This window comes from Mesorhizobium sp. M0045 (assembly GCF_040323385.1).
GTDB lineage: Bacteria > Pseudomonadota > Alphaproteobacteria > Rhizobiales > Rhizobiaceae > Mesorhizobium.
The window spans coordinates 1-20547 of sequence record NZ_JAMYUY010000016.1 but is presented as its reverse complement, the minus strand read 5'-3'; the positions used below and the strand labels follow the sequence as shown (position 1 = coordinate 20547).

The 20547-nt window shown below is 59.8% G+C and carries 19 protein-coding genes and 1 pseudogene; 6 read left to right on the top strand and 14 right to left on the bottom strand.

What is annotated here, in order from left to right:
• Positions 1–234: 234 nt before the first annotated feature.
• The 6 genes from NKJ72_RS22535 to NKJ72_RS22510 all read right to left on the bottom strand — a co-directional run bounded on the left by NKJ72_RS22535 (position 235) and on the right by NKJ72_RS22510 (position 7052).
• Complete coding sequence (locus NKJ72_RS22535) at positions 235–1866, bottom strand: ABC transporter ATP-binding protein (RefSeq protein WP_352479462.1); 1632 nt, start codon at positions 1864–1866, stop codon at positions 235–237.
• The gene (locus NKJ72_RS22530) at positions 1856–2740 is read right to left on the bottom strand and encodes an ABC transporter permease (protein WP_352479461.1); all 885 of its coding nucleotides are present in this window, start codon (positions 2738–2740) and stop codon (positions 1856–1858) included. Before NKJ72_RS22530 ends, NKJ72_RS22535 begins: the two co-directional genes overlap by 11 nt.
• Positions 2737–3783, bottom strand: a complete 1047-nt coding sequence (locus NKJ72_RS22525) for an ABC transporter permease (RefSeq protein ID WP_352479460.1) — start codon at positions 3781–3783, stop codon at positions 2737–2739. The genes NKJ72_RS22530 and NKJ72_RS22525 overlap by 4 nt, the downstream gene beginning before the upstream one ends.
• A 100-nt stretch (positions 3784–3883) precedes the next feature.
• Positions 3884–5491, bottom strand: coding sequence for an ABC transporter substrate-binding protein (locus NKJ72_RS22520; protein WP_352479459.1), 1608 nt, complete (start codon positions 5489–5491; stop codon positions 3884–3886).
• A gap of 113 nt (positions 5492–5604) precedes the next feature.
• Positions 5605–5958: a Rieske (2Fe-2S) protein gene (locus tag NKJ72_RS22515; RefSeq protein WP_292653661.1), complete on the bottom strand. Its 354-nt coding sequence runs from the start codon at positions 5956–5958 to the stop codon at positions 5605–5607.
• Between the two features lie 11 nt (positions 5959–5969).
• Entirely contained in the window at positions 5970–7052 is a 1083-nt protein-coding gene (locus NKJ72_RS22510; protein ID WP_352479458.1) for an amidohydrolase family protein, read from the bottom strand.
• Between the two features lie 133 nt (positions 7053–7185).
• Here NKJ72_RS22510 and NKJ72_RS22505 point away from each other — a divergent pair, with 133 nt between their 5' ends.
• Together NKJ72_RS22505 and NKJ72_RS22500 are read left to right on the top strand one after the other, a co-directional pair.
• Entirely contained in the window at positions 7186–8043 is an 858-nt protein-coding gene (locus NKJ72_RS22505) for a LysR family transcriptional regulator (RefSeq protein ID WP_352479457.1), read from the top strand.
• A gap of 88 nt (positions 8044–8131) precedes the next feature.
• Positions 8132–9211 carry an FAD-binding oxidoreductase gene (locus tag NKJ72_RS22500; RefSeq protein ID WP_352479456.1) on the top strand — a complete coding sequence of 360 codons (1080 nt, stop codon included), beginning with the start codon at positions 8132–8134 and terminating at the stop codon, positions 9209–9211.
• A 235-nt stretch (positions 9212–9446) separates the two neighbouring features.
• Here NKJ72_RS22500 and NKJ72_RS22495 read toward each other — a convergent pair whose 3' ends face one another.
• The 4 genes from NKJ72_RS22495 to NKJ72_RS22480 all read right to left on the bottom strand — a co-directional run bounded on the left by NKJ72_RS22495 (position 9447) and on the right by NKJ72_RS22480 (position 14149).
• A complete protein-coding gene (locus NKJ72_RS22495; protein ID WP_352479455.1) occupies positions 9447–10571 on the bottom strand; it encodes a LacI family DNA-binding transcriptional regulator in 1125 nt (374 codons plus the stop codon).
• Positions 10572–10681: 110 nt separating this feature from the next.
• Positions 10682–12211, bottom strand: coding sequence for an amino acid ABC transporter permease/ATP-binding protein (locus NKJ72_RS22490; RefSeq protein ID WP_352479454.1), 1530 nt, complete (start codon positions 12209–12211; stop codon positions 10682–10684).
• A gap of 77 nt (positions 12212–12288) precedes the next feature.
• A complete protein-coding gene (locus tag NKJ72_RS22485; RefSeq protein WP_352479453.1) occupies positions 12289–13095 on the bottom strand; it encodes an ABC transporter substrate-binding protein in 807 nt (268 codons plus the stop codon).
• A gap of 187 nt (positions 13096–13282) precedes the next feature.
• Positions 13283–14149, bottom strand: a complete 867-nt coding sequence (locus NKJ72_RS22480; RefSeq protein WP_352479452.1) for a PfkB family carbohydrate kinase — start codon at positions 14147–14149, stop codon at positions 13283–13285.
• Between the two features lie 99 nt (positions 14150–14248).
• Here NKJ72_RS22480 and NKJ72_RS22475 point away from each other — a divergent pair, with 99 nt between their 5' ends.
• The 4 genes from NKJ72_RS22475 (at position 14249) to NKJ72_RS22460 (ending at position 17629) form a co-directional block, all read left to right on the top strand.
• Positions 14249–15250: an SIS domain-containing protein gene (locus NKJ72_RS22475; protein WP_352479451.1), complete on the top strand. Its 1002-nt coding sequence runs from the start codon at positions 14249–14251 to the stop codon at positions 15248–15250.
• A gap of 64 nt (positions 15251–15314) precedes the next feature.
• A complete protein-coding gene (locus NKJ72_RS22470; RefSeq protein WP_352479450.1) occupies positions 15315–16442 on the top strand; it encodes an NAD(P)/FAD-dependent oxidoreductase in 1128 nt (375 codons plus the stop codon).
• A gap of 508 nt (positions 16443–16950) precedes the next feature.
• The gene (locus NKJ72_RS22465; protein ID WP_292653697.1) at positions 16951–17193 is read left to right on the top strand and encodes a type II toxin-antitoxin system Phd/YefM family antitoxin; all 243 of its coding nucleotides are present in this window, start codon (positions 16951–16953) and stop codon (positions 17191–17193) included.
• The gene (locus tag NKJ72_RS22460; protein ID WP_352479449.1) at positions 17174–17629 is read left to right on the top strand and encodes a type II toxin-antitoxin system VapC family toxin; all 456 of its coding nucleotides are present in this window, start codon (positions 17174–17176) and stop codon (positions 17627–17629) included. Before NKJ72_RS22465 ends, NKJ72_RS22460 begins: the two co-directional genes overlap by 20 nt.
• Before the next feature lie 703 nt (positions 17630–18332).
• On the opposite strand, the gene NKJ72_RS22455 is transcribed toward NKJ72_RS22460, so the two are convergent.
• The 4 genes and pseudogenes from NKJ72_RS22455 to NKJ72_RS22440 form a co-directional block, all read right to left on the bottom strand.
• Positions 18333–18770 carry a TA system VapC family ribonuclease toxin gene (locus NKJ72_RS22455; RefSeq protein WP_352479448.1) on the bottom strand — a complete coding sequence of 146 codons (438 nt, stop codon included), beginning with the start codon at positions 18768–18770 and terminating at the stop codon, positions 18333–18335.
• On the bottom strand, positions 18767–18994 hold the full coding sequence (locus NKJ72_RS22450; RefSeq protein ID WP_352479447.1) for a CopG family transcriptional regulator: 228 nt from the start codon (positions 18992–18994) through the stop codon (positions 18767–18769). Before NKJ72_RS22450 ends, NKJ72_RS22455 begins: the two co-directional genes overlap by 4 nt.
• Before the next feature lie 130 nt (positions 18995–19124).
• Positions 19125–19250, bottom strand: a pseudogene (locus tag NKJ72_RS22445) (EamA family transporter); the annotation flags it as partial.
• 77 nt (positions 19251–19327) lie between these two features.
• Positions 19328–20353, bottom strand: coding sequence for a zinc-binding alcohol dehydrogenase family protein (locus tag NKJ72_RS22440; RefSeq protein ID WP_352479543.1), 1026 nt, complete (start codon positions 20351–20353; stop codon positions 19328–19330).
• Positions 20354–20547 lie beyond the last annotated feature (194 nt).

The window sequence follows — 20547 nt, the reverse complement described above, 5'->3', positions numbered from 1 at the left end:
TTCGGCAAACCACCGGCGCGCTTCACTAGCATCGATTCTTGTCGGCATGGAATCTCGGCTCCCGGATCGCACGTAGTCCATCATGCTCTCAGAAAACCGAGTGACGGCAAAGGGTCGCTATCCTTGTATTGATGGACGATGGGTGCTGTCCGTTTGCGATCGAGCGCTGCTTCGCCAAGGGCCCACCGCGCAGCTGTAAATCGTGGCGATATGGAAGAACATTCTGCCCGACGATCACATCCTCCGGGTGGCGAGCAGCCTTGTGAGCCAGTCCGGATCCATTTCCGGCACGGAGGACAAAAGCCGTTCGGTATAGGGGGCATGCGGCGGCGTGAGAATTTCGCTCTTTAATCCCTGCTCAACGACTTTACCCTGGTGCATGACCACAATTTCGTCGGCTATGGCCCGCACGGTGGCAATGTCATGGGTGATGAAAATGTAGCTCATGCCGAGGTCGCGCTGAAGCCGCATTAACAGCTTCAGAATTTCCTCTTGCACAATCTGGTCGAGCGCGGACGTGATTTCGTCGCAGATAATGAGTTCCGGGTCGGCGGCCAAGGCCCGAGCGATGCAAACGCGCTGCTTCTGACCCCCCGACAGTTCGGCCGGCAGACGGTCAAGGTATGTTTCGCTCATCTCGACCATGTGCATGAGTTCGTCGATCCGCCGGTCCCTCTGCGCACCCTGCAGGCCAAGGTAGAACTCAAGCGGCCGAGCTATGATTTCTTCGACCGTCTGGCGCGGATTTAGTGCGTTGTCGGGCATTTGATAAATCATCTGTATGCGGCGCAGGATCTCTTTTGGGCGCGTCTTCAGGGTCTTGGAAAGGGTCTGGCCGGCAAAGGAAATCGACCCGGAAAGCGGTGGCAGCAGGCCGGTAACGACGCGGGCGAGCGTCGATTTCCCGGAACCGGATTCGCCGACCACGGCCACTGTTCTTCCACGTGGAACTTTGATGGAGACATCCTGGAGCACCTTGACCGCTCGGCCGTAGGCCGCCGTGACGTTGTCTATCGTAAGCAGATAGTCATCGGCCGGAACTTCGGGCTTTGCGAGCTTGCGCACGGCCCAGAGCGTTCTGGTATACTCCTGGCTGGGCGAGGCGAGCATCTGGCGCGTTTCTGCCTCCTCGACGGTAAGTCCATGGCGCAAAACCATGATGCGGTCCGCCATTTGCGCCACCACCGCCAGGTCATGCGTCACATAGATTGCAGCGGTGTTGAATTCCTCCACGATATTGCGAATGGAGGCGAGAACTTCTACCTGTGTCGTCACATCGAGCGCCGTCGTTGGTTCGTCGAAGACGATGAGGTCCGGATGGCAAGCCATTGCCATCGCGGTCATTGCCCGTTGCAACTGTCCGCCGGAAACCTGATGAGGATAGCGAAAGCCGATCGTCTCCGGATCTGGAAGCTGAAGACGGCGATAGAGATCGACCGCACTCCGGTTCGCTTTTTCTCGGCTGGCAATCCCATGAGCCACCACAGTTTCGACAGTCTGATCGAGGAGTCGGTGGGCTGGATTGAAAGAGGCCGCGGCGCTTTGCGCGACATAGGCGATGCGCGAGCCTCGGAGGCGGCGACGTCCTGTTTCGCTGATTGCCAGAAGATCGATACCGTCGAACAGGATAGAGCCCTTTGTGATCCGGCAGCCCGGCTTGGCGTAACCCATCGCGGCGAGGCCGATGGTGGATTTTCCGGCGCCTGACTCGCCGATCAGGCCAAGAACCTCCCCCCGCTTCAGCGCCAGATCGACCCCGCGGACAATGGGATGCCACCGCTCGTCCGAGAAGCCTTCTACATGCAAATTGCGGATCTGAAGCAGATGCTTGCCTTTTTCGCGCAATCCGGGGGCGCTATTTTTCATCCCGCAACCCACTTGTTGCGTGGAGGAACCAGTCGACGACGAAATTCACGGAGACCGTGAGGAGGGCAATCGCGCCGGCCGGCAGCAGCGGGGTGACATCGCCGTAGGTGATCAGGGTCGCGTTCTCGCGCACCATCGATCCCCAATCGGCGGTCGGTGGCTGAATACCGACGCCCAGGAAGGACAGTGCCGCGATCGTGAGGAATACGAAGCAAAATCGCAAGCCGAATTCCGCGACCAGCGGGGGCATCACGTTGGGAAGGATTTCCTTGGCGATGATCCATTTCGGGCCTTCGCCGCGCAATCGCGCCACTTCGACATATTCCATCACTGCCACGTTAAGCCCGACAGCGCGTGCGAGCCGAAAGACACGGGTAGAATCGAGCAGCGCAATGATGATTATCAGGCTGGTGATCGACGAGCCGAAGATCGAAAGCAGCACCAGGGCGAAGATCAGGCTTGGGATCGACATCAACACGTCCACCGCACGCGACAGTATCTGGTCGAGCCATCCTCTGTACAATGCGGCGAGAAGGCCTAGCGAGACGCCGACTGCGAAGGACAGCAGCGTGGTCGCGACGGCGATACCGATGGTGTTGCGCGCACCGTAAATCAAGCGTGTGAGCATATCGCGGCCGAGCTGGTCCGTTCCCAATTTGAACTGCTGGCTCCACGGTGCGAAGGCTTCGCTGAAGACCTGCGTTTCGCCGTATGGGGCGATCCAGTGCGCGAAGATCGCAACGATGACATAGCCGATGATCACGACGATGCCGAACCAGGCACTGAAGGGGGCCTTCTTCAGTGCCGTTTTGGCCCGGGTGACGCGCGAGCGCCTCAGCCTGTGAACCTGAGCGATGGGTTCGTAGCTGGTCATCGTGGATGCAGGAGCCTGGGATTGGTGGCGATGGAAATGATGTCGGCTGTTAGATTGAGGAGGATATAGGTCGCCGCGAAAATCAGGGCGCAGGCCTGGACAACCGGAACATCCCTGGATTTGACCGCATCAACCATCAGCTGACCAATGCCGGGATAGACGAACACCACTTCGACCACGACCACTCCGACGACGAGATAAGCCAGATTGAACGCCACCACAGTGACGATCGGAGCCCATGCGTTGGGCAACGCATGCCTGAGTACGATTGTCATGGGCGACATTCCCTTGAGACGCGCCATGTCGATATAGGGGCTTGCCAGCATGTTGATGATCGCCGCTCGTGTCATGCGCATCATGTGGGCGACGATGACGAGCGTAAGCGTGATCGCCGGCAAGGCTACTCTCCAAACATGCTCCCAGAACGGCGTCTGGTCGTTCACATTCGACAATGTCGGGAACTTGGGAACTGCATTGAGTATCCAGTTCAATGAGACCGCAAGCCAGTGTGGCAGTGATTGTGCGAACCCGGATCCGATGAACGTGTCGCGCGAGATGACGAGGTAGACAAGCATATAGGCGACGAAAAACTCGGGGAACGAAATCGTTGTCAGCGTCACGGCGTTCACCAGCCGGTCGAACCAGCTATTGCGGTAGAGCGCAGCGAGGATGCCCAGTCCCAGGGCCAGCGGAACTGCAATCAGCGCGGTCATCGATGCAAGGAAGATCGTATTGTAGAGGCGTGGCGCGATGATCTCGGCGACGGTACGCCGGTACCCGGTGCGACTCGCGAATGAAGAGCCGAAATCACCGTGGAGCATCTGCCCGACCCAGACGAAGTAGCGCTCGACAGGCGGACGGTCGATGCCGATTTCTCGCTGGAAGGCGGCGACCGTTTCGGGTGTCGCGGATTGCCCGAGCATCGCCTTGGCGAAATCGCCCGGCAGCATTGCAATCGCAGAGAAGATAATGATGGACACGATGAACAGCGTGACCAGGCCGAGGCCAAGGCGTTGCAGGACCGTTCTTGCGACGGGGTTCATGTGCACGCGTTTCCCGTTGCCGTCGCTGCCCTGCCACACCCGGCAGGGCCCGCGGCTGCGAGCCGGAGCCCAGTAGCCATCGCGGGTCCGGCCCGCACCCTCACGCAGTGGCGATCCACCAGCGTTCGGCCATCTTCAATCCATCATTCTCCCAGTTCGGCGCCACTTCGCCATGTGCGAGCTTGTTGGATTTGGCGCTGACGAAATTGTTGAAGACCAGCACGATGCTGCCGCCATCATCATGGGTCAGTTGCTGCATCTCGGCATACATTGCCGCTCGCTTGGCCTCGTCCGTTTCGGCGCGCGCCTGGACAAGCAATTCGTTGAAGCGGGGATTCTTCCAGAACGACTCGTTCCAGCTGGAGTCTGCGGCAAAGGCTTGCGTGAACATCCAGTCGGCTGTCGCGCGACCGCTCCAATACGAAGCGCACCAAGGTTTCTTGAGCCAGACGTTGTCCCAGTAGGCGTCCTCGGCCTCACGCACGACGTTTACGTCGATGCCGCACTGGGCTGCCGTCTCGCGGATGAGCGCAGCCGCATCGACCGCGCCTGCAAAGGCGGCATCGGCGACCGAAAGGTCCACCTTCAGTTTTTCCATTCCTGCCTTTTTCAGGTAATGCTTGGCTTTTTCCGGATCGAAACTGTGCTGCGGCTGCGGATTGGTGGCGAATTTGATCGCCGGCGCGATCGGGTTGTCGTTGGCCACGGTGGCGTGACCGAGAAAGATTTTGTCGACGATCTCCTGACGGTTGATCGCCCATTTCAAAGCCATTCGGACGTCCGGATTGTCGAACGGCGCCATCGTGACATTCATCGGTAAGGTATAGTGCCCATAGCCGGTGACCTCGACGATCTCCACCTTAGGGTTGCGTTTCAGCATGCCGAGTGTCTTGAGGTCGGCGCGGCCAATATAGTCCACCTCCCCTGTCGATAGCGCAGCCATGCGGGCGGCGAGATCGGTGATGGCGATGAACTCCACCTCATCGAGGTAGGGTTTGCCGTTCTTGAAATAGTTCGGATTGCGCTTGAGTTTGGCCGAAACGCCGGGCTGGAAATTCTCGAGCACGAAAGCTCCGGTGCGAACGCCCGATCCCCAATCCGCCTTGCCGTCCTTGGACGGCATGATGACCAGATGGTAGTCACTCATGATGTAGGGGAAATCGGCGTTGCCGCTCTTCAACGTGAAGACAACCGTCTCCGGGCCATCCGCCTTGATGCTCGCCACAGGCTCAAGCAGTGGCTTCGCCGCCGACTTGGTTTCGTCGCCCATATGATAGCGAAGCGAAGCCACGACGTCGTCCGCCGTGACATTCTTGCCATTGTGGAAGGTTGCGCCCTTGCGTAGCTTGAAGACCCAGGTTTTGGCCCCGTCCGACGATTCAAAGCTCTCGGCAAGGTCCGGTTGGACGTTGCCTTTCGCGTCGACCTCGGTGAGGCTGTTGGACATCGAGCCCGAGAACGCGGTCTGTGTGAACGTATCCAGGTAGCCGGCTGGGTCGATCGAATCTGTCGTTGCGCCATGTGCCATGCCCAGCTTGGCGAAGCCGCCCTGCAGCGGTTCGGCCCGCGCCGTGCTGACGAAGAGCTTGTCCGCAGCGGTAAGCGTCAGCCCAGCGGCCAGCCCAAGATGAATGAAGTCGCGACGGGAAATCTTGCCGCGACCAATCAGGCTTTGAGCGATACCAAGCTTGTATTCAGATTCTGACATTTGACTCTCCCATTGCGGATTTTCCGCGTTATTGTTCGTCACGCACCCTGTGTAGAAATCTGCTTGTTAGCTGCGATCACCCTTTCTTCTGACTGCTCAAATCAGCACCTCAATCAGGCCGTCACATAGATACTGCCCGCCTCGACAGTGACTGGAAATGTGCGCGCGCGAACGGACGGATCGACCAGGGCCGCGCCTGATTTGATGTCGAATTCCCAGCCATGCCAGGCGCACCGCACGATCTCGTTTTCGCGGTGATAGATGAATTGCGCCTCTTCGACCGGTGCAGTTGTTCCGCATTGCGGCCCCTCGCAAAGCGGAGCTCCACGGTGCGGACAAACATTCAGCAGCGCGTGGAATGAATCTCCGATGCGAAAAACGCCGACCGAAAGGCTGCGGATCTTGGCGATGAAGGGAGATCCGGTTTCGATCTCGTCGACTCTGCAGATGTATGTCTTCTCGGGCATCGTGTGCTTCCTCAGGCGGCATTCGCCGCTTGCGCGCGGGGGATGCGCTTGTAGACCTCCAGCGCGTTCAGCCCCATGATCTTGCTCTTCCAGGCAGGAGGGATTTGCAGCGTGTTGGCATCGTCGTAGTCCCAATGCGGATAGTCGGAGGCAAACATCAGCGTGTTTTCACCGTCCATCGCCTCGAGAGTGGACCAGAGATGCTGAATATTTGCGGGCTGCTCCAGCGGCTGTGTGGAAAAGCGGATGTTGCGCCGGCAATATTCGGAAGGCAGCATCTTCAGCCATGGCGTCTCTTTTCGTAGGGCTTTGTAATCTGCGTCCAGGCGCCACAGCACGGACGGCACCCAGGCGACGCCGCATTCGATGACCACGAAGTAGAGGTCAGGCCATTTTTCGAAGACGCCATGCGCAATCATGCTTGCGACATGCGAAATTGCCGACATGTGCAGGATAGCGTGGGTCTCCCAGAAGAATGTCGTCGGCGCAGGAGCGATCGCAGTCGAATTCACGCCGCCATGGCCGCCCAGATGTATGGCAAAGGGCAGCCCCACCTCGGCGCATGCTTCGTAGATCGGATGGTAAAACGGATCGCCATAGGGCTTGACGGAGCCTTGCGAGGCAAGAACCTGAACCATGCGCGGATGATTGCCCAGGCGGCGTATCTCGGCGGCCGCGAGCTTCGGATCCTGTGGCGCGATGATGATCGAGCCCATGAAGCGGTCGTCCTTCCGCAGCCATTGGTCGATCTGGTAGTCATTATAGGCGCTGACGAGGGCGCTGGCATAATAGGGATTGGCGAGAGTGGAAGCCTCGATCGGCTCATCGCCAGTCAGGATCGCCACATCGACCTTGTACTTGTCGAGGTGCTTCTCCTTCATGATGAGATAGTTGTCGGCTTCCGTCTTCGGACGGACGTCCTTGCGGGAGAAGTCCTGCGGATGAAACCAGGGACGATGGCCATGCGGGAAGGCGCCAACGGGACCTGTCTTCTCGCCTTCAACGAACATGTCCTTCCATAGGCCGGAAAGGTAAGGCTCCAACACGGTCGCGCTTGACCAGTAATTGTGACAATCGCAGTCGACTATGAACACGTTGCTCAGCTCCGTAGCTTCAGCCTGGTCGATCTGCCGGCCGATTTCACCGAGTGCAGCTTCGGCCTTGAGTATTGTTTGATCAAGCTTATGATCCTGCGCAATATGATCGACTTTTTCGATCGGAGGTCGCGTGCAGCTAGATCACATCGAAACCTTTCTCGACATCATCGAGTCGCGAAACTTCAACCGCACCGCCGATCGGTTGGGATTGACCCAGTCGACGATCAGCACCCGCATCAAGAATCTGGAGAGTGCGATCGGGTCGGAGCTCTTTCAGCGCGGGCGTGCCGGTGCTGAGCCGACAGCCGCAGGGCGGCGGTTCGAGGCCTACGCCAGGTCCTTGCTGTCGACCTGGTCGCAAGCTCGACACGACGTACGAGCGTTCAACCGCTTCGAGGGCACCTTGCGCATCGCCGCACAGGTGGGCATGACCCGCTCGGTCTTGCCCGGATGGGTCGAGACATTGTGCCAGGCGCTTCCAAAATCCTCGATCCATGTCGAGTCAGATTATTCGAACCAGATGGTCAGCGACCTAAGTATGGGAAATCTGGATATCGCCGTCCTTTATGCGCCTCGCTACCTGCCTGAGATCGCCTACGAACATCTGATGGTGGAGGAATATGTGATGGTTTCGACGGCTGCCAGAACGCTGTCCGACGTCGACCCTGAAACCTACATTCGCCCGGGCTACACCGCCGTGCTGGAAAAGACGCACGCAGAACTGCTGGCCCAACTGGCGATCTGCCGGCTTTCGACGGGATCGGAAACTCTTGCGGAGATCATGCTGCGGCGAACGGGCGGCACCTGCTACATGCGCAGCGATGATGCGCGCAGGTTCACAGCTGAACTCCCATCGTTCCTCGTCGAGGGAGCGCCGACGCTGCACCAGCCAGTCCATACCGCGATACTTGCGCGCCGCAAACACGAACCCATTATTCGCAAAGGCGTCCGAGCTCTCCAGGTGGCTGTCATGTCACTGGAAGTTTAATCGAAATTGCCGATCATAAAGGTAGGATTGCGCGGCTGTTCAGCGGGTTTTGAAATGGCATCTTGGCTCGACTTCAAACCCGAGTTGAATGATGAACGCACACGCCGCCTTTGGGCCTTCCGGCTTCGTCCCGACGAAGCGTCATCGGCAGTGGGCCCAGAGCACGCCGCAACTTGTGCTCTGCCGGCGCGTGATCGACGAAACGCACGATGTGAAAACATTCGTTCTCACACCCGTTTCAGATCGGATGTTCTGCTTCAGCGCTGGCCAGTATGTTCTGGTGCACCTTACGATCGACGATGCCGCAGTGACGCGCTCCTACTCTGTTTCGTCACCGCCGACGCGACCGCTCGACCTGCAGATTACCGTGAAACGAACGCCGGGCGGGCTCGTTTCGAATTGGCTGCATGACAATTTGAAGCCCGGCGATGGGATCGAGATCGAAGGGCCGCTCGGCTCGTTCAATCTCGACGATCTGCCGCACGGAAAGTCCCTTTTCCTTTCGGGTGGCAGCGGGATAACGCCCGTCATGTCGATGCTGCGCGCATTTACCGACCGCGCAGCCGACCAGGATATCCGCTTCATTCACAGTGCGCGAACGCCGGACGACATCATCTTTCGGCTAGAACTGGACGCACTTGCCGCTCGCTTTCCCAATGTTCAAGTGACTTGCATTTGCAGTCAGGAAGACCCGGCATGGACGGGTCCAACCGGGCGAATGAATAGTGAGATGCTCCTGACCTTGGTTCCCGATCTCTACAGCCGCACGGTGTTTGCCTGTGGGCCGGAATCCTACATGAAGGCGGCGCGCAGCTGCCTCGGCGCAATCGGCCTCGCTCCTTCACAGTATCATGAAGAGAGCTTCGGAGGCGGCAACGTTTCGCGCTCGGCGCAGGCTCCAAAGATTTCGTCTTCGGTCCGCTTCGCCCTCTCCGGCATTGCGCATCACTGCGCGCCCGGAGAGACCTTGCTGGAAGCGGCGCGCCAATGTGGGGTCTACGTTCCCACCGCTTGCCAGCAAGGGATTTGCGGTACGTGCCGGATCGCCAAGCTGTCCGGCGAAGTCGTCATGGATGACTTAGGCGGGCTGACATCGGAAGACAAATCGGCAGGCTACGTCCTGGCGTGCTGCAGCCGCCCGCAAGGCGACGTTTTGCTTGATCTGTGATTCTACCCCGTCGCGGAACCAAATCGGGGCAGCGTTTGCCTTCAACGACCAAGCCGTAGCGCTGCGACTGCAAGTGATTTGCATTTCCGATCCGGATGCGCTCGCCCGATTTCTGGCGCAGCTCACGCTGCGCATCGCAAGCAACAAAAGTCCTACCCAGCAGTAGGTTCGAGCTCTCATTCAGCCGTTGCATGGGATCGACCTGGACAAAAGAGGCGCTGCAGTTCCGCTCCAGCTACACCGTCGCGGCCGGATCAGGGGCCTTGCGGTTGAGATGAACCGCAATCGAATTACGGTTCACCAAGCGGGCCGCGAGGACATGGTGTTCAAAAGATGCGGTGTCTCCTGCGAGCCTCTTCAAGAGAAGCTCGGCCGCCGTCGCGCCGACCAGATGCGCCGGCTGTGCGATGGCTGTGATACCTTGGGCCACGAACTGCATCCAGTCGAGATCGTCGAAGCAAAGCAGCGAAACGTCTCCCGGAATCGCAAGCTTCAGTGCGGATGTCGCCTCCAGAACGCCTGTCGACATCACACCGTCGGCGGTAAACAGGGCGGACGGCGCATTGCGCATTGTCAGCAGATCGAGTGCCTCCTTGCGGGCTGCCTCGCTGGAATAGACCGCTACACGGCGGATCAACTGCGGATCCGGCGAAATGCCCGCGGCGCGATGGGCTTCGAGATAACCCAACAACCGTTGCCAGCTTGGATGATGGTAGCGAACGTCCGAGCTGGAGAGATCAGCGTTTGCCACAAAGGAGCCAACATCATCGCGTTGGTCCGGCCCAAGTTCCGCCAGTATTCCAATGCGGCTGTGTCCGGCCGCGATCATCGCCGCGACGCTGTTACGCGTAATAGAAACGTTGTCGACCACGACCGAATCGGTTTCCAGGCCCGCCACAATGCGGTCGAACTGCACGACGGGACAGCGGGCTACGACTGCCTCACGAAGATGATCCGGCTCGTTCACGAAGGTCGACGAAACGACCAAACCGTCTACCTGCTTTTCCAGCAGCAGCTGCACCGCCTCTCGCTCGAGTTCGGCATTTTCGTCACTATTCGTAACGATAACCCCGAAACCGCCGCAGCGCGCGACGTCCCCTATTCCGCGCAGCACGCTTGCATAGAATGGGCTTTCGATGTCGCCCACGACCACCCCGATAGTCTGCGTCTTACCGGTGATCAGACCTTTGGCGAGGCGATTGGGGCGATAACCCAGCGCAGCTGCTGCGGCGCGCACCTTCTCCTGGACCTCAGGGCTGCTGTAGCCGTAGCCACCAAGAACACGCCCAGCCGTGGCAGAGCTCACTCCAGCCCGGCGAGCGACTTCGATGATAGTTGCGTTCTTGGATCTTTGAGTCACTCAGCAAGTCCCGCCGACCATGCAACGTCGTGGCGACGAACTAGCGGCAGTTAGGCACACCCGCAAGACCGAACACTGCAGCACCCGCCGTTGCGCACAAACCATTTAGATCACAGCACCTCCGACAGAAAGCGCCGAAGACGCGGGCTCTGCGGATTGTCGAAAAGGTCCTCAGGTCGCCCTGCCTCGACGATCCGCCCCTCGTCCATGAATACGACCTGGTTCGCGGCCTTGCGGGCGAAATTCATCTCGTGTGTTACGACCACCATCGTCATCCCGCCCCGACCGAGATCGGCCATCAAGTTCAGGACGCCTTTGACCAATTCCGGATCGAGGGCGCTGGTGACTTCGTCGAACAGCATAATTTCGGGTTCGAGGGCGAGCGCACGCGCGATGGCCACCCGCTGCTGTTGCCCGCCCGAGAGATTGGCGGGCCGATGGTCTTTGCGCTCCAGCAGTCCGACTTCATGCAGCCTGGCTAGGGCGGCGCCCTCAGCCTCCTCCCGCGACATGCGTTTAACTTTGCGCAGCGCCAGAGTGATGTTGGCGAGCGCGCTGCGGTCGGGAAACAGATTGAACTGCTGGAAAACCATGCCGACGCGCCGCCGGAGTTGGTCAGGGGTCTGTTTGTAGATGCTTTCGCCATCGAGTAGAATGTCACCGGCTCGACACTCTACGAGGCGGTTGAGGCAACGCAGCAAGGTCGACTTGCCCGAGCCGGACGGCCCGATGAGGCACGTCACAGTCCCGGGCTCCACTTTCAGACTGACGTCATGGAGCACCTGGACGGCGCCATAGGCCATGTCGATATTCTTGACCTCGATGCCGCCGCCCTTGAAGCGCGTGGGCGCCGCTGCGGGCAACTTCGCTGAGCCCGGCACGACGGCTTCGGCAAGCTCGGCGACTTCCTTGAGGCCGCTCTGCACAGCGGTGATACGTTTGCCGACGCGCATGCGCGCGTCGATGTAATTGACGAGGTGGGTCAGCGGCACCGTGATCACGAGATAGAACACGCCGGCCAGCAAGAGCGGTGACAAGTTGCCGGTCAGCACGGCCTGGTCTTGGCCGACGCGGAACAGTTCGCGTTCGGAGGCGAGAAGGCCAAGGAAATAGACCAGGCTGGAGTCCTTGACGTTACCGATGAACTGGTTGACCAGTGCAGGCAGGACGCGGCGGATGCCTTGCGGGATCACCACCAGGCGCATGCCTTGGCCGTACGTCATACCGAGAGTGCGCGTTGCGTCGATCTGACCACGCTCGACGCTCTGAATGCCGGCGCGAAAAATCTCTCCGATGTAGGCGCCGGCAATCAGGCTGAGTGCCAGAATGCCCAGCGGATAAGGCGATGGACCGAACAGATCTCGGCCCAACCGCGCGAAGCCTTGGCCAATAATCAGGATCGTGACAATGGCGGGAAGCCCGCGGAAGATATCGGTGTAGACTCGGGCAAGGAGTTTCAGCGGCCGATTTTCGGAAATCCCCATGACGGCGAGGACGATACCGATCAGCGTCCCGAAAAACGTCGAGGCAAGGGCCAGGATCAGGGTGTTCTTGAGGCCCACCATAACCATGTTTGGCAGAACTTCTGCCATCGCCTGGAAATCTAGGAAGCTGCGCGAGAAGGTATCGAACCAGCTCATATCAAGTCCATCTATAACTCGGCCGGGCACCGTTGCTCACGGGCCCGGCCGGAAAATTGTAACGAAGTCGCGCGAATTTACTTCTTGGGCAGATATTGATCCGGCATCGGGGTGCCAGGGAACCATTTTTCGTGCAGCCGCTTCCAGGTGCCGTCGTCCATGGCCTCTCGCAGCGCCTTATTCAGCGCCTCGCGGAAGGCGTCGTTGCCCTTCTTGACGACGAAGCCGGCGGGCGCATCGAAGGACGGCACGTTCATTGTTATCTTCAGGTTCTTATAGCGCTCCACATACTGCTTGGCCGACTCATAGTCAGTGAAATGGCCATCAATCGTTCCGTTGTTCAGCGCCGCCACCGCAGTGTTGTTGTCGGGGAATTTGACGATGTCGCCCTTGAGATTCTTCTCTGCATAGATCTCCTGCAGCGTCCCCTGGATGACGCCGATGCGCTTTCCCGCTGTGCTCTCATTGCTCGTCAGAGCCGGATCGGCCGAAATAATCGACAGATAGCCGGCGAGATAGCCGTCGCCAAAATCCACGGTCTTCTTGCGCTCCGCGGTCGTGCCAATGGCTGCGACAGCGACGTCGAAGCGACCGTTGGCGACAGACGGAAGTAGCGCCGAGAATTCCTGGCCGGTGAAAACGACCTGCTCCTCCTTGAACCCGAGCCGGCGCGCCACGTCGCGGAAGAGTTCAGCATCAAAGCCGGTGAAGTTGCCGTTGGCGTCGGTGAAGACATAGGGTTTCGCATCGCCCATGGTTCCGACGCTGATCACGGCCGGGTCGATGAGGTTGTAGGGGTTGTCGGCCGCTTTTGCCTGTGTTGACGAGGCCAACGTGCCAAGTCCTGTCACCAGCGCGATAGTCAGCGCCAGACCGGATTTCATCAGTTGGCGCCTGCTCGAACTCGTTTGCATGTCTTCTCCTCTTACGATTGGCCAAACTGGCCTGCGATCCCACTCGACGTCTCATTCATCAAAACGCTCTTAGGCGGCGCTCAGTATGAATGAGAACGTTATCACTTCCTTTAGCATTGTCCATTTCTCGCGTCAATTGTTCCGGAGAATTTCGCGCCTAAACGGTTTTTCCGTCTTGCACGTGCAGAGTTCCGCGGAGGATCTCCGGCGTCATCTTCCCTATGTCGATTGCTGTCGTATGGCCAATCGCCCCGTAGTATCGGCAGGTCGCGGCCGCTGCCTCCGCGGCATGACCGAGGATGTCCTGAGGCGCCTCTTCCCTGAGCAGGCCGAATAGCGTTCTGGCGATGAAGGTGTCGCCCGCGCCCAAGGTGTCGACGGGTTCGACCAGCCGCGCCGGGGTGCTGTAGGAGACGGTGTCGCTGTAAAGCACCGCGCCAGCTCGACCTCGAGTCACCAGAACCCATTTTGAACCACATGCAAGCAGTTCGGATGCGATCGCAGCCAATTCATTGTCGTCGAGACCGTCACCCGAGACGGAGGCCAGATAGCAATGAGGCCCAATCTCGAGTCGATGTCCCGCGTCCCGCCGCGTAGAAAAATCGTAAGATAACAGGGATTTACTCGATACCGCGGCAACCCACGGATCTAACCCGCTGGATTGGCCGATGTGGACGGCCTGAAAGCCCGAGAGAAAATCCAGATCTTCTTGCGTTGGCGTGAACATCGAGACGCCGAGGTCGAAGGCCAGGAAGATCCGATCAGCGTTTCGGTGACCTATGAGGCAGTAGGCAGTCGACCCCTCGAGGCGACGCAATCGGGTGACGTCCACGCGTTCCGACGCTAGTGCGGCGTGGATCAAGTCCCCTGCCCGGTCCTTGCCGATCGCTCCAACATAGGCCGACTGCCCGCCGAAGCGGCTCACATAGACCGAGACATTGAGACAGTTTCCTCCGGGGAACATCTCGCCGCGAGCAAGATAACAATCGACCACGTTATCGCCCATCGCGGCAATCTTGACCATTGCATGACTTTCAGTTTAAAGGATATGAGAACGTTCGCACAATCAGCACTACCTGTCAATTGTGCCCCGGCCAAGCTTGTCAACGAGACGAGGAAGCTCATGATTTCCGCCCTGCCTGCCGACGTAGAACGCGCCCTGACCGCGACGGCGGGGAGGCAGTTTTCGCATCTATTCCTCGTGGCGTGCGGCGGCTCGCTCTCGATCATGATGGCAGGCAAATACTTCGTCGACCGTCACAGCGGCACATTCGCCTGCGACATCTACAACGCGGATGAGTTCGTCTGCCGAGACCCACGACGGTTGGGGCCTGACACGCTCGTTGTCCTTTGCTCGCAGACCGGAACCACCAAGGAGACCGTGCGAGCGGCAAATCACGCAAGAAATCGAGGCGCAACGACAATCGGTATGACGCTCGACCAGATGTCCCCCCTCGCGCGCGCCGTCGACCACGCAGTCGCCTATCAGGCCTCCTACACGACGGGCAAAGCAATCAATTCAGCCTGCAGCAATTACGGCGTGCTCTATATGTTGCTCGCCGGCTTGATCGATGCTCGGGAAAATGCCGGGCTAACCGCCGATCTGCTGATGAGCCTGAGCCATCTTCAGCCGGCGATCGAACGTGCGCACCGGACCTATGCCGCCCGGTTTCAGGCCTTCGCACCCCGTTTCGCGCCGCGCAAAGCGATCTACACACTGGCCGGCGGTGCCAGCTATGGTGCGGCTTATTCGTACGCCATCTGCGTGTTGATGGAGATGCAGTGGTACGACTCGCAAGCCATACACGCCAACGAATTCTTTCACGGCCCATTTGAGGTGGTGGACCGGGACGCTTGCTTCGTGGTCTTGCTGGGTTTGGACGAAACGCGGAGCCTTTCCGAACGCGCCCGCGATTTCCTTTTCAAGTACGGCAGCCGGGAAAACATCCTGGTGCTCGATGGAGCGGAACTCGACCTCAGCGGTATGTACGAACATATCAAACCCTATCTCGTGCCCTTGGTCTTCTTCGACAGTCTATGGCGTTTTGCCTACGAGCTGGCCAGTTTGCGCGGCCGGCCAATGCTTGAGGGCCGGCGCTACATGAAGAAGCTCACCGATTACTAGTTCCGCCGCACTCTGCAGCGATCCAACAACCCCCAGCCCGTCTTCTGCAAAGAAGGATTTCTCTATGACTGCATTCCCAAAGCCCCGCCATGTCGTTGTTATCGGCGCGGGCATCTTCGGCATCTCTTCCGCCTTGCACCTTGCTCGTCTTGGCGTTGATGTAACCATTGTCAACGACGGCGCGCCCGCCAATGGCGCATCCGGCCGTTCACTTTCCTGGCTGAACTCAGCGCGACGTACCGACACTGCCTACCACCGCTTGAGGCTTGCAGGCATCGACCGTTATCGGACCCTGGCCGCCACAAGGCCGGAAACGGGATCGTGGCTTCGCTTTGACGGCGGCCTCACCTGGGATGCGGATGATGAGACGAACCAGATCGCGTCCATCTGCCAGCTGGAGCAGGATATTGGCTATCACGCGCTTCTGATCGGCCCTGCCGAAGTCGGTGCAGTGGTGCCCGGCGTCAACGCCAGCGCCATCACCCCGCAGGGTGCCATTTTCAATCCTGGCGAAGGATGGGTTGACCTGCCCTGCCTGATCGATCTGCTGCTCAATGAGTTCCGCTCCCGCGGCGGCAAACTCGTTCAGAACGCTGGACGCGTGCGGATAGATACCACAGATGGTCGCGCGTGTGGCGTCGTCACTGCCGACGGTATGCCGTTAGAGGCGGATGCAGTGGTGCTTGCCGTTGGGCCAGCGACGCCCGCCATGCTTGCGAAGATCGGAGTTCATGTCCCCGACGCCACCCCGATTTCACTTCTCTTGAAGACCAAGCCGATCAAGACCGAGCTCCGTGCCGTGCTGAATACGCCCCGCGTGGCGGTGCGCCCGACGCCGGATGGCGCACTTGTTTTGGATTCGGCGTGGTCGGAGGAAGAAGTCGTGGTCAACTCCGACGGAACCTACACCGTGCACGACAAGACCGTCAAAGGACTGCTCGAGGAGGCCAGCGCCGTGCTCGAGGGCAATCCGCGGCTCCAACTCGCTACCTATGCAGTTGGCCCGAAGCCCATCCCTGGCGACGGCGAGCCAGTGCTTGGCTCCGTCGAGACCGTTGCCGGGCTTCACGTCGCCTTTAGCCACAGCGGCGCCACGCTTGGACTGATCGTCGGCGAATTGCTTGCCAAAGAAATCGCCTCAGGCAATCCGCATCCCATGCTTGCAACGTTCCGCCCTAACCGTTTCAGCTGAAAGGGCAATTGGGGCAAGGCCGAACCGTCCAGATGGGCCGCGGGCCTGGGGAATCTTGCCCTTACCGAGAGAGGGGTGACAGGATCGCGTGATCAGGACGTCGTCTTACGGCAACAGAGACGGCGAGGAATGTCGGCGCTTCGCGTCCAAGCGCGACACGCCCAAAGATGAATGCCCCGCAAATTATGGTCAGATAGCCACTCGCGATCCACTGGAGTGCGCTGACCGCGACAAGTTGCAAGCCTCCGCATCCGCGAAAACCAGATAACCCCGCACGATCATGAGCCCCGTTCCACCAGAACGAACAAATTTCACCTTGTTGAGAGAGGGCCCACCTTGCGGCGTGCGAGGGGTCGCCAGTGTCCAGGCCAGTGACTTGACCAAGCCTTGACCAAGTGTCAGCATTGCGCCTATTGTCGTGTACAGCGATTGTCGGGCAATCCACACTCAGCTCAACGGTAATGAACACGGCTCGCCACGAGGGCCCCGACGCGTACAAGGACAGGAAATGCCCATCACGGTGAAAGTTGGCGAGGCCAAGACGCATCTCTCGGAACTGCTTTCAAGGGTCGAAGCAGGCGAGGAGGTGATTATTTCGCGCGGCAACGATCCCATCGCTAAACTGTCGCGGATTCAACGGCGCAACGATGTCGAAGCCGTGATCGAAGAGATCAGCGCTGCCCGCGCCCGCGCCAAGCCCGTGACGCAGGACGAAATTCGGGCCTGGCGCGATGAAGGGCGCCGCGCTTGATGGCGATCATCGTCTGATGCCTTTCGTTGTCGACCTTTCCGTGGCGGCTGCCTGGATTCTTCCTGATGAAGACAGCGAGGCGGCGGCCGCCCTGATGCGACAATTGCCGGGAACAACGGCGCCTGTCCCCTCCCTGTTCTGGCACGAGGCGCGGAACGTCGTACTGATTGCCGAGCGGCGTGGCCGCATCGCGGCGGGCGAAGCTGCCACCACCATGGCACGGCTGCGCCGATTGCCGCTGGAGGATGCGGGCGGCGGGTCGGACGGCGCGGTGCTGACGCTAGCGGCTTCGCACGGGCTCAGCGCCTATGACGCCGCCTATCTTGCGCTGGCAATCGAAACCGAGTTGCCGCTGGCCACCCTCGATCGCAAGCTCGCACTTGCCGCGCGCCGCCAGGGAGTCCTAATTCTTGGGCCGCTCGCGAATGGAAACTGACCTCTTCGCTCGACCACCTGCCTATGTTGTTCGACGTGCCGAAGCCTTCGACCCTCTCGATTCCGAGCTGCCCCTTGGACGCCGCGATTTTCTTGCCGAACTTTGACCGACAACGACCTGGCAACCTGCGCATCTGCCCAGGAAGGCATTTTGTGCCCAGAGGGGCCTGCCCCGCCGGTCGGCCGGCAACACGGAAAATCCTGTTTGCGCAAAAAAGGGCACAAGGGGCCTTGGCATTCAATAACGCGCCGATATGCGGAAGGGTGGCTGCAATGCTGGGGGCCAGATTTTCCTGGCATGCCGCCTCATTCCTTCGACGAGGCCGGAGTGGTATAGCCGACCCATTGAACCATCGCCGACAAGGCAGCCGCGCGCCAGACACAAGCCGCGTCGGGACGATCCACACGGATCCAACTGTCGGCGAGCGCAGCATCGAAACGGCCGGCGCCGGAGAAGCGGCCGGAACAGAAAGAAGCGCGAGCCGGCCAACGACGCTGAGGCGACCTTGGATCGTGGCCGCGGTGTAGAATCCGAGCCGGGCTTTCTGGAGCCCAAGAATAACCGTTTCGATGAGAGGCGGTATATCGAGACAATCGGGTCTTCGGGCCACGGTCGCGCGTTTGCGCCTGAGCGCAACGGCCTGATGGTGCTGCGCGGCTACGCCTACCTCAACTGCGGGAACAGACACTAAGACCCCGGTGGTCTACCTTGTGGGAATCAGGTGGAGTGCAGACTTCCCGCCCTTCACGGCCGCCGCCGACAGCTTGCGGTCAAAGCTTGCAAGCTGGCCGCCACGCGCCTTGGCGAGCGCGAGAAGGTAGGTATCGGTGACCTGTGCCGAGGTCAGGATTTTCGCTGCATCGATATCGCCAGAGCCAACCAGGCTCACATCGTCGGGCCAGAAGCTGTGCCCGTGCAGAGTCCGCAACTTGCTAACGATTTGCGCAACGACGGCGGGCGAGCCGGGACAATTGGGATATCTTTGGTTGCCGACGATGCGCAGGACGCCGTTTTCGGTGATGGGACACGTAGCCCATGCGCCGTTACCGGTCACTTCGAACCAGCCATGGGCGTCGTCATGGGCGACGTGGCCAGGATCGATCAGCGCGACCAGCACATTGACATCGAGCAGGAACGTCAAGGCAGTTCGTCTCGCAAGGCGTTGACCGTCTCAAGCGTGACAGGAGGTGCATCCGGCCGAGGCGACAGAAGAGGAATCCCGTTACGCTCGCCGCCGGCTTGAGGCCGGCGCAGCGAGCGCCGTGCGAGATCGGTGATGACCTCGCCGAGGCTGCGATCCTGCTGCTGGGCGATGGCCTTGGCCGCGACCAGGACATCGTCATCGATCGCCAGTGTGGTTCTCATATCGCCCTCCTTGGCGCGCATCAAACATCACGCATCATATAGATTACCGACGTCGGATACTCAAGCGGTGCAAGCCGGCAGACTTTGCGGGGAACACGTTTTGCGCCGGAAGCATCGTCGCTCCGCGGCTTCAACCTTTGTATGCGACGAGAACTGCGCCCGCTGCAATCAGTGAAACGCCAAGCCAGTTCGGCAGGGAGAATTGCTCACTGAGGAAAACCACGCCGAATACCGTGTCAAGCGCGACACTTAGCTTGGCGTCACCAAGCAACTTCCCCCTCCCATAATGGAGCACCAGGGCTGCGATGAAGTATCTTGATTGTGTTGCTGACGTCAGCCAGATCCCGCTACGTCAACAATGGCCTTGATCAGACCGGGCTTCTGCTGCGCCCAGATCGCAATATCGCGTGGGCTGTCGCGCAGGGTGGTGCGGTGGGTGACGAGCTGGTCGATTGGTATTTTCCCAGCGCGGATCGAGGCAATGACGTGCTGGAAATCCCCGCGCGTCGCGTTGCGACTGCCGATCAGCATCATTTCCCGCTTGTGGAACTCTGGATCGGAGAAGGTTATGTCGTCCGGCACGACGCTGACCATCACCATGACGCCGCCATGGGCAACATAGGCAAAGGCAGACTGCATCGAACGGCTGTTTCCCGTTGCGTCGAAGACGACGTCGAAACCTGCTCCCGCAGTTCGCTCGGCTATCGTTTCGATGATCGATCCCTTCGACCCGTCGATCACCAGGAAACCCAATTGCCTTGCGGCGAAGGCGAGCCGCTGGGCATCGACGTCCATGACGGTCACGTTGAGTTGCGCCATACGCGCAAAGAGCGCGGTGCCGAGGCCGATCGGCCCGGCGCCGATAACCAAGGTGCGATTGCCCGGCCCCGCCATGGATCTGCGGACCGCGTGAGCACCAATGGCCAGAAACTCGACCGCGGCACCCTCGACCGGTGACAGGCCGGCCGCTGGAATCAAATTCTGCGCCGGCACGAGAATCTGCTCACTCATGGCACCGTCACGGTGCACGCCAAGCACCTCGATCGACATGCAGCAGTTCGGCTTGCCCTGGCGGCAGGCGGCACAATTTCTGCAGGCAAGATAGGGATTGACGAGGATTTGCTCTCCGACCGACAGGTCCACATGCGCGTTGATTGCGGCGATCGTTCCCGAAACCTCATGGCCCATGACGCGCGGATAGGCGAGATAAGGATGCCTGCCCTCGAAGATGTGGTAGTCGGTTCCGCATATCCCGACAAAGGCGACATCGACCAGTGCCCAGCCTTCGGGCGGAGTGCCTGGTGCCTGCTGCTCCTCAAACACCAGCCTGCCCGGCTCAGCGCATCGCACGACTTTGATGGTGGGGTCCATGACTGCAGTTCACGCCCTTGCTAAGCTGGAGTCCCGCAACAGGAAGTGGTGCGGCGGGGGGATAACCCGGCCCCCGGGTGGGTGAAAAGAAATACTTTTGGTTTTTGAGCGCGCCCACTGAGGCCCCCGGGGGAACAATTTCGCCGACGGGATGAACACCCATGGCCGAGGAGCCAAGATGG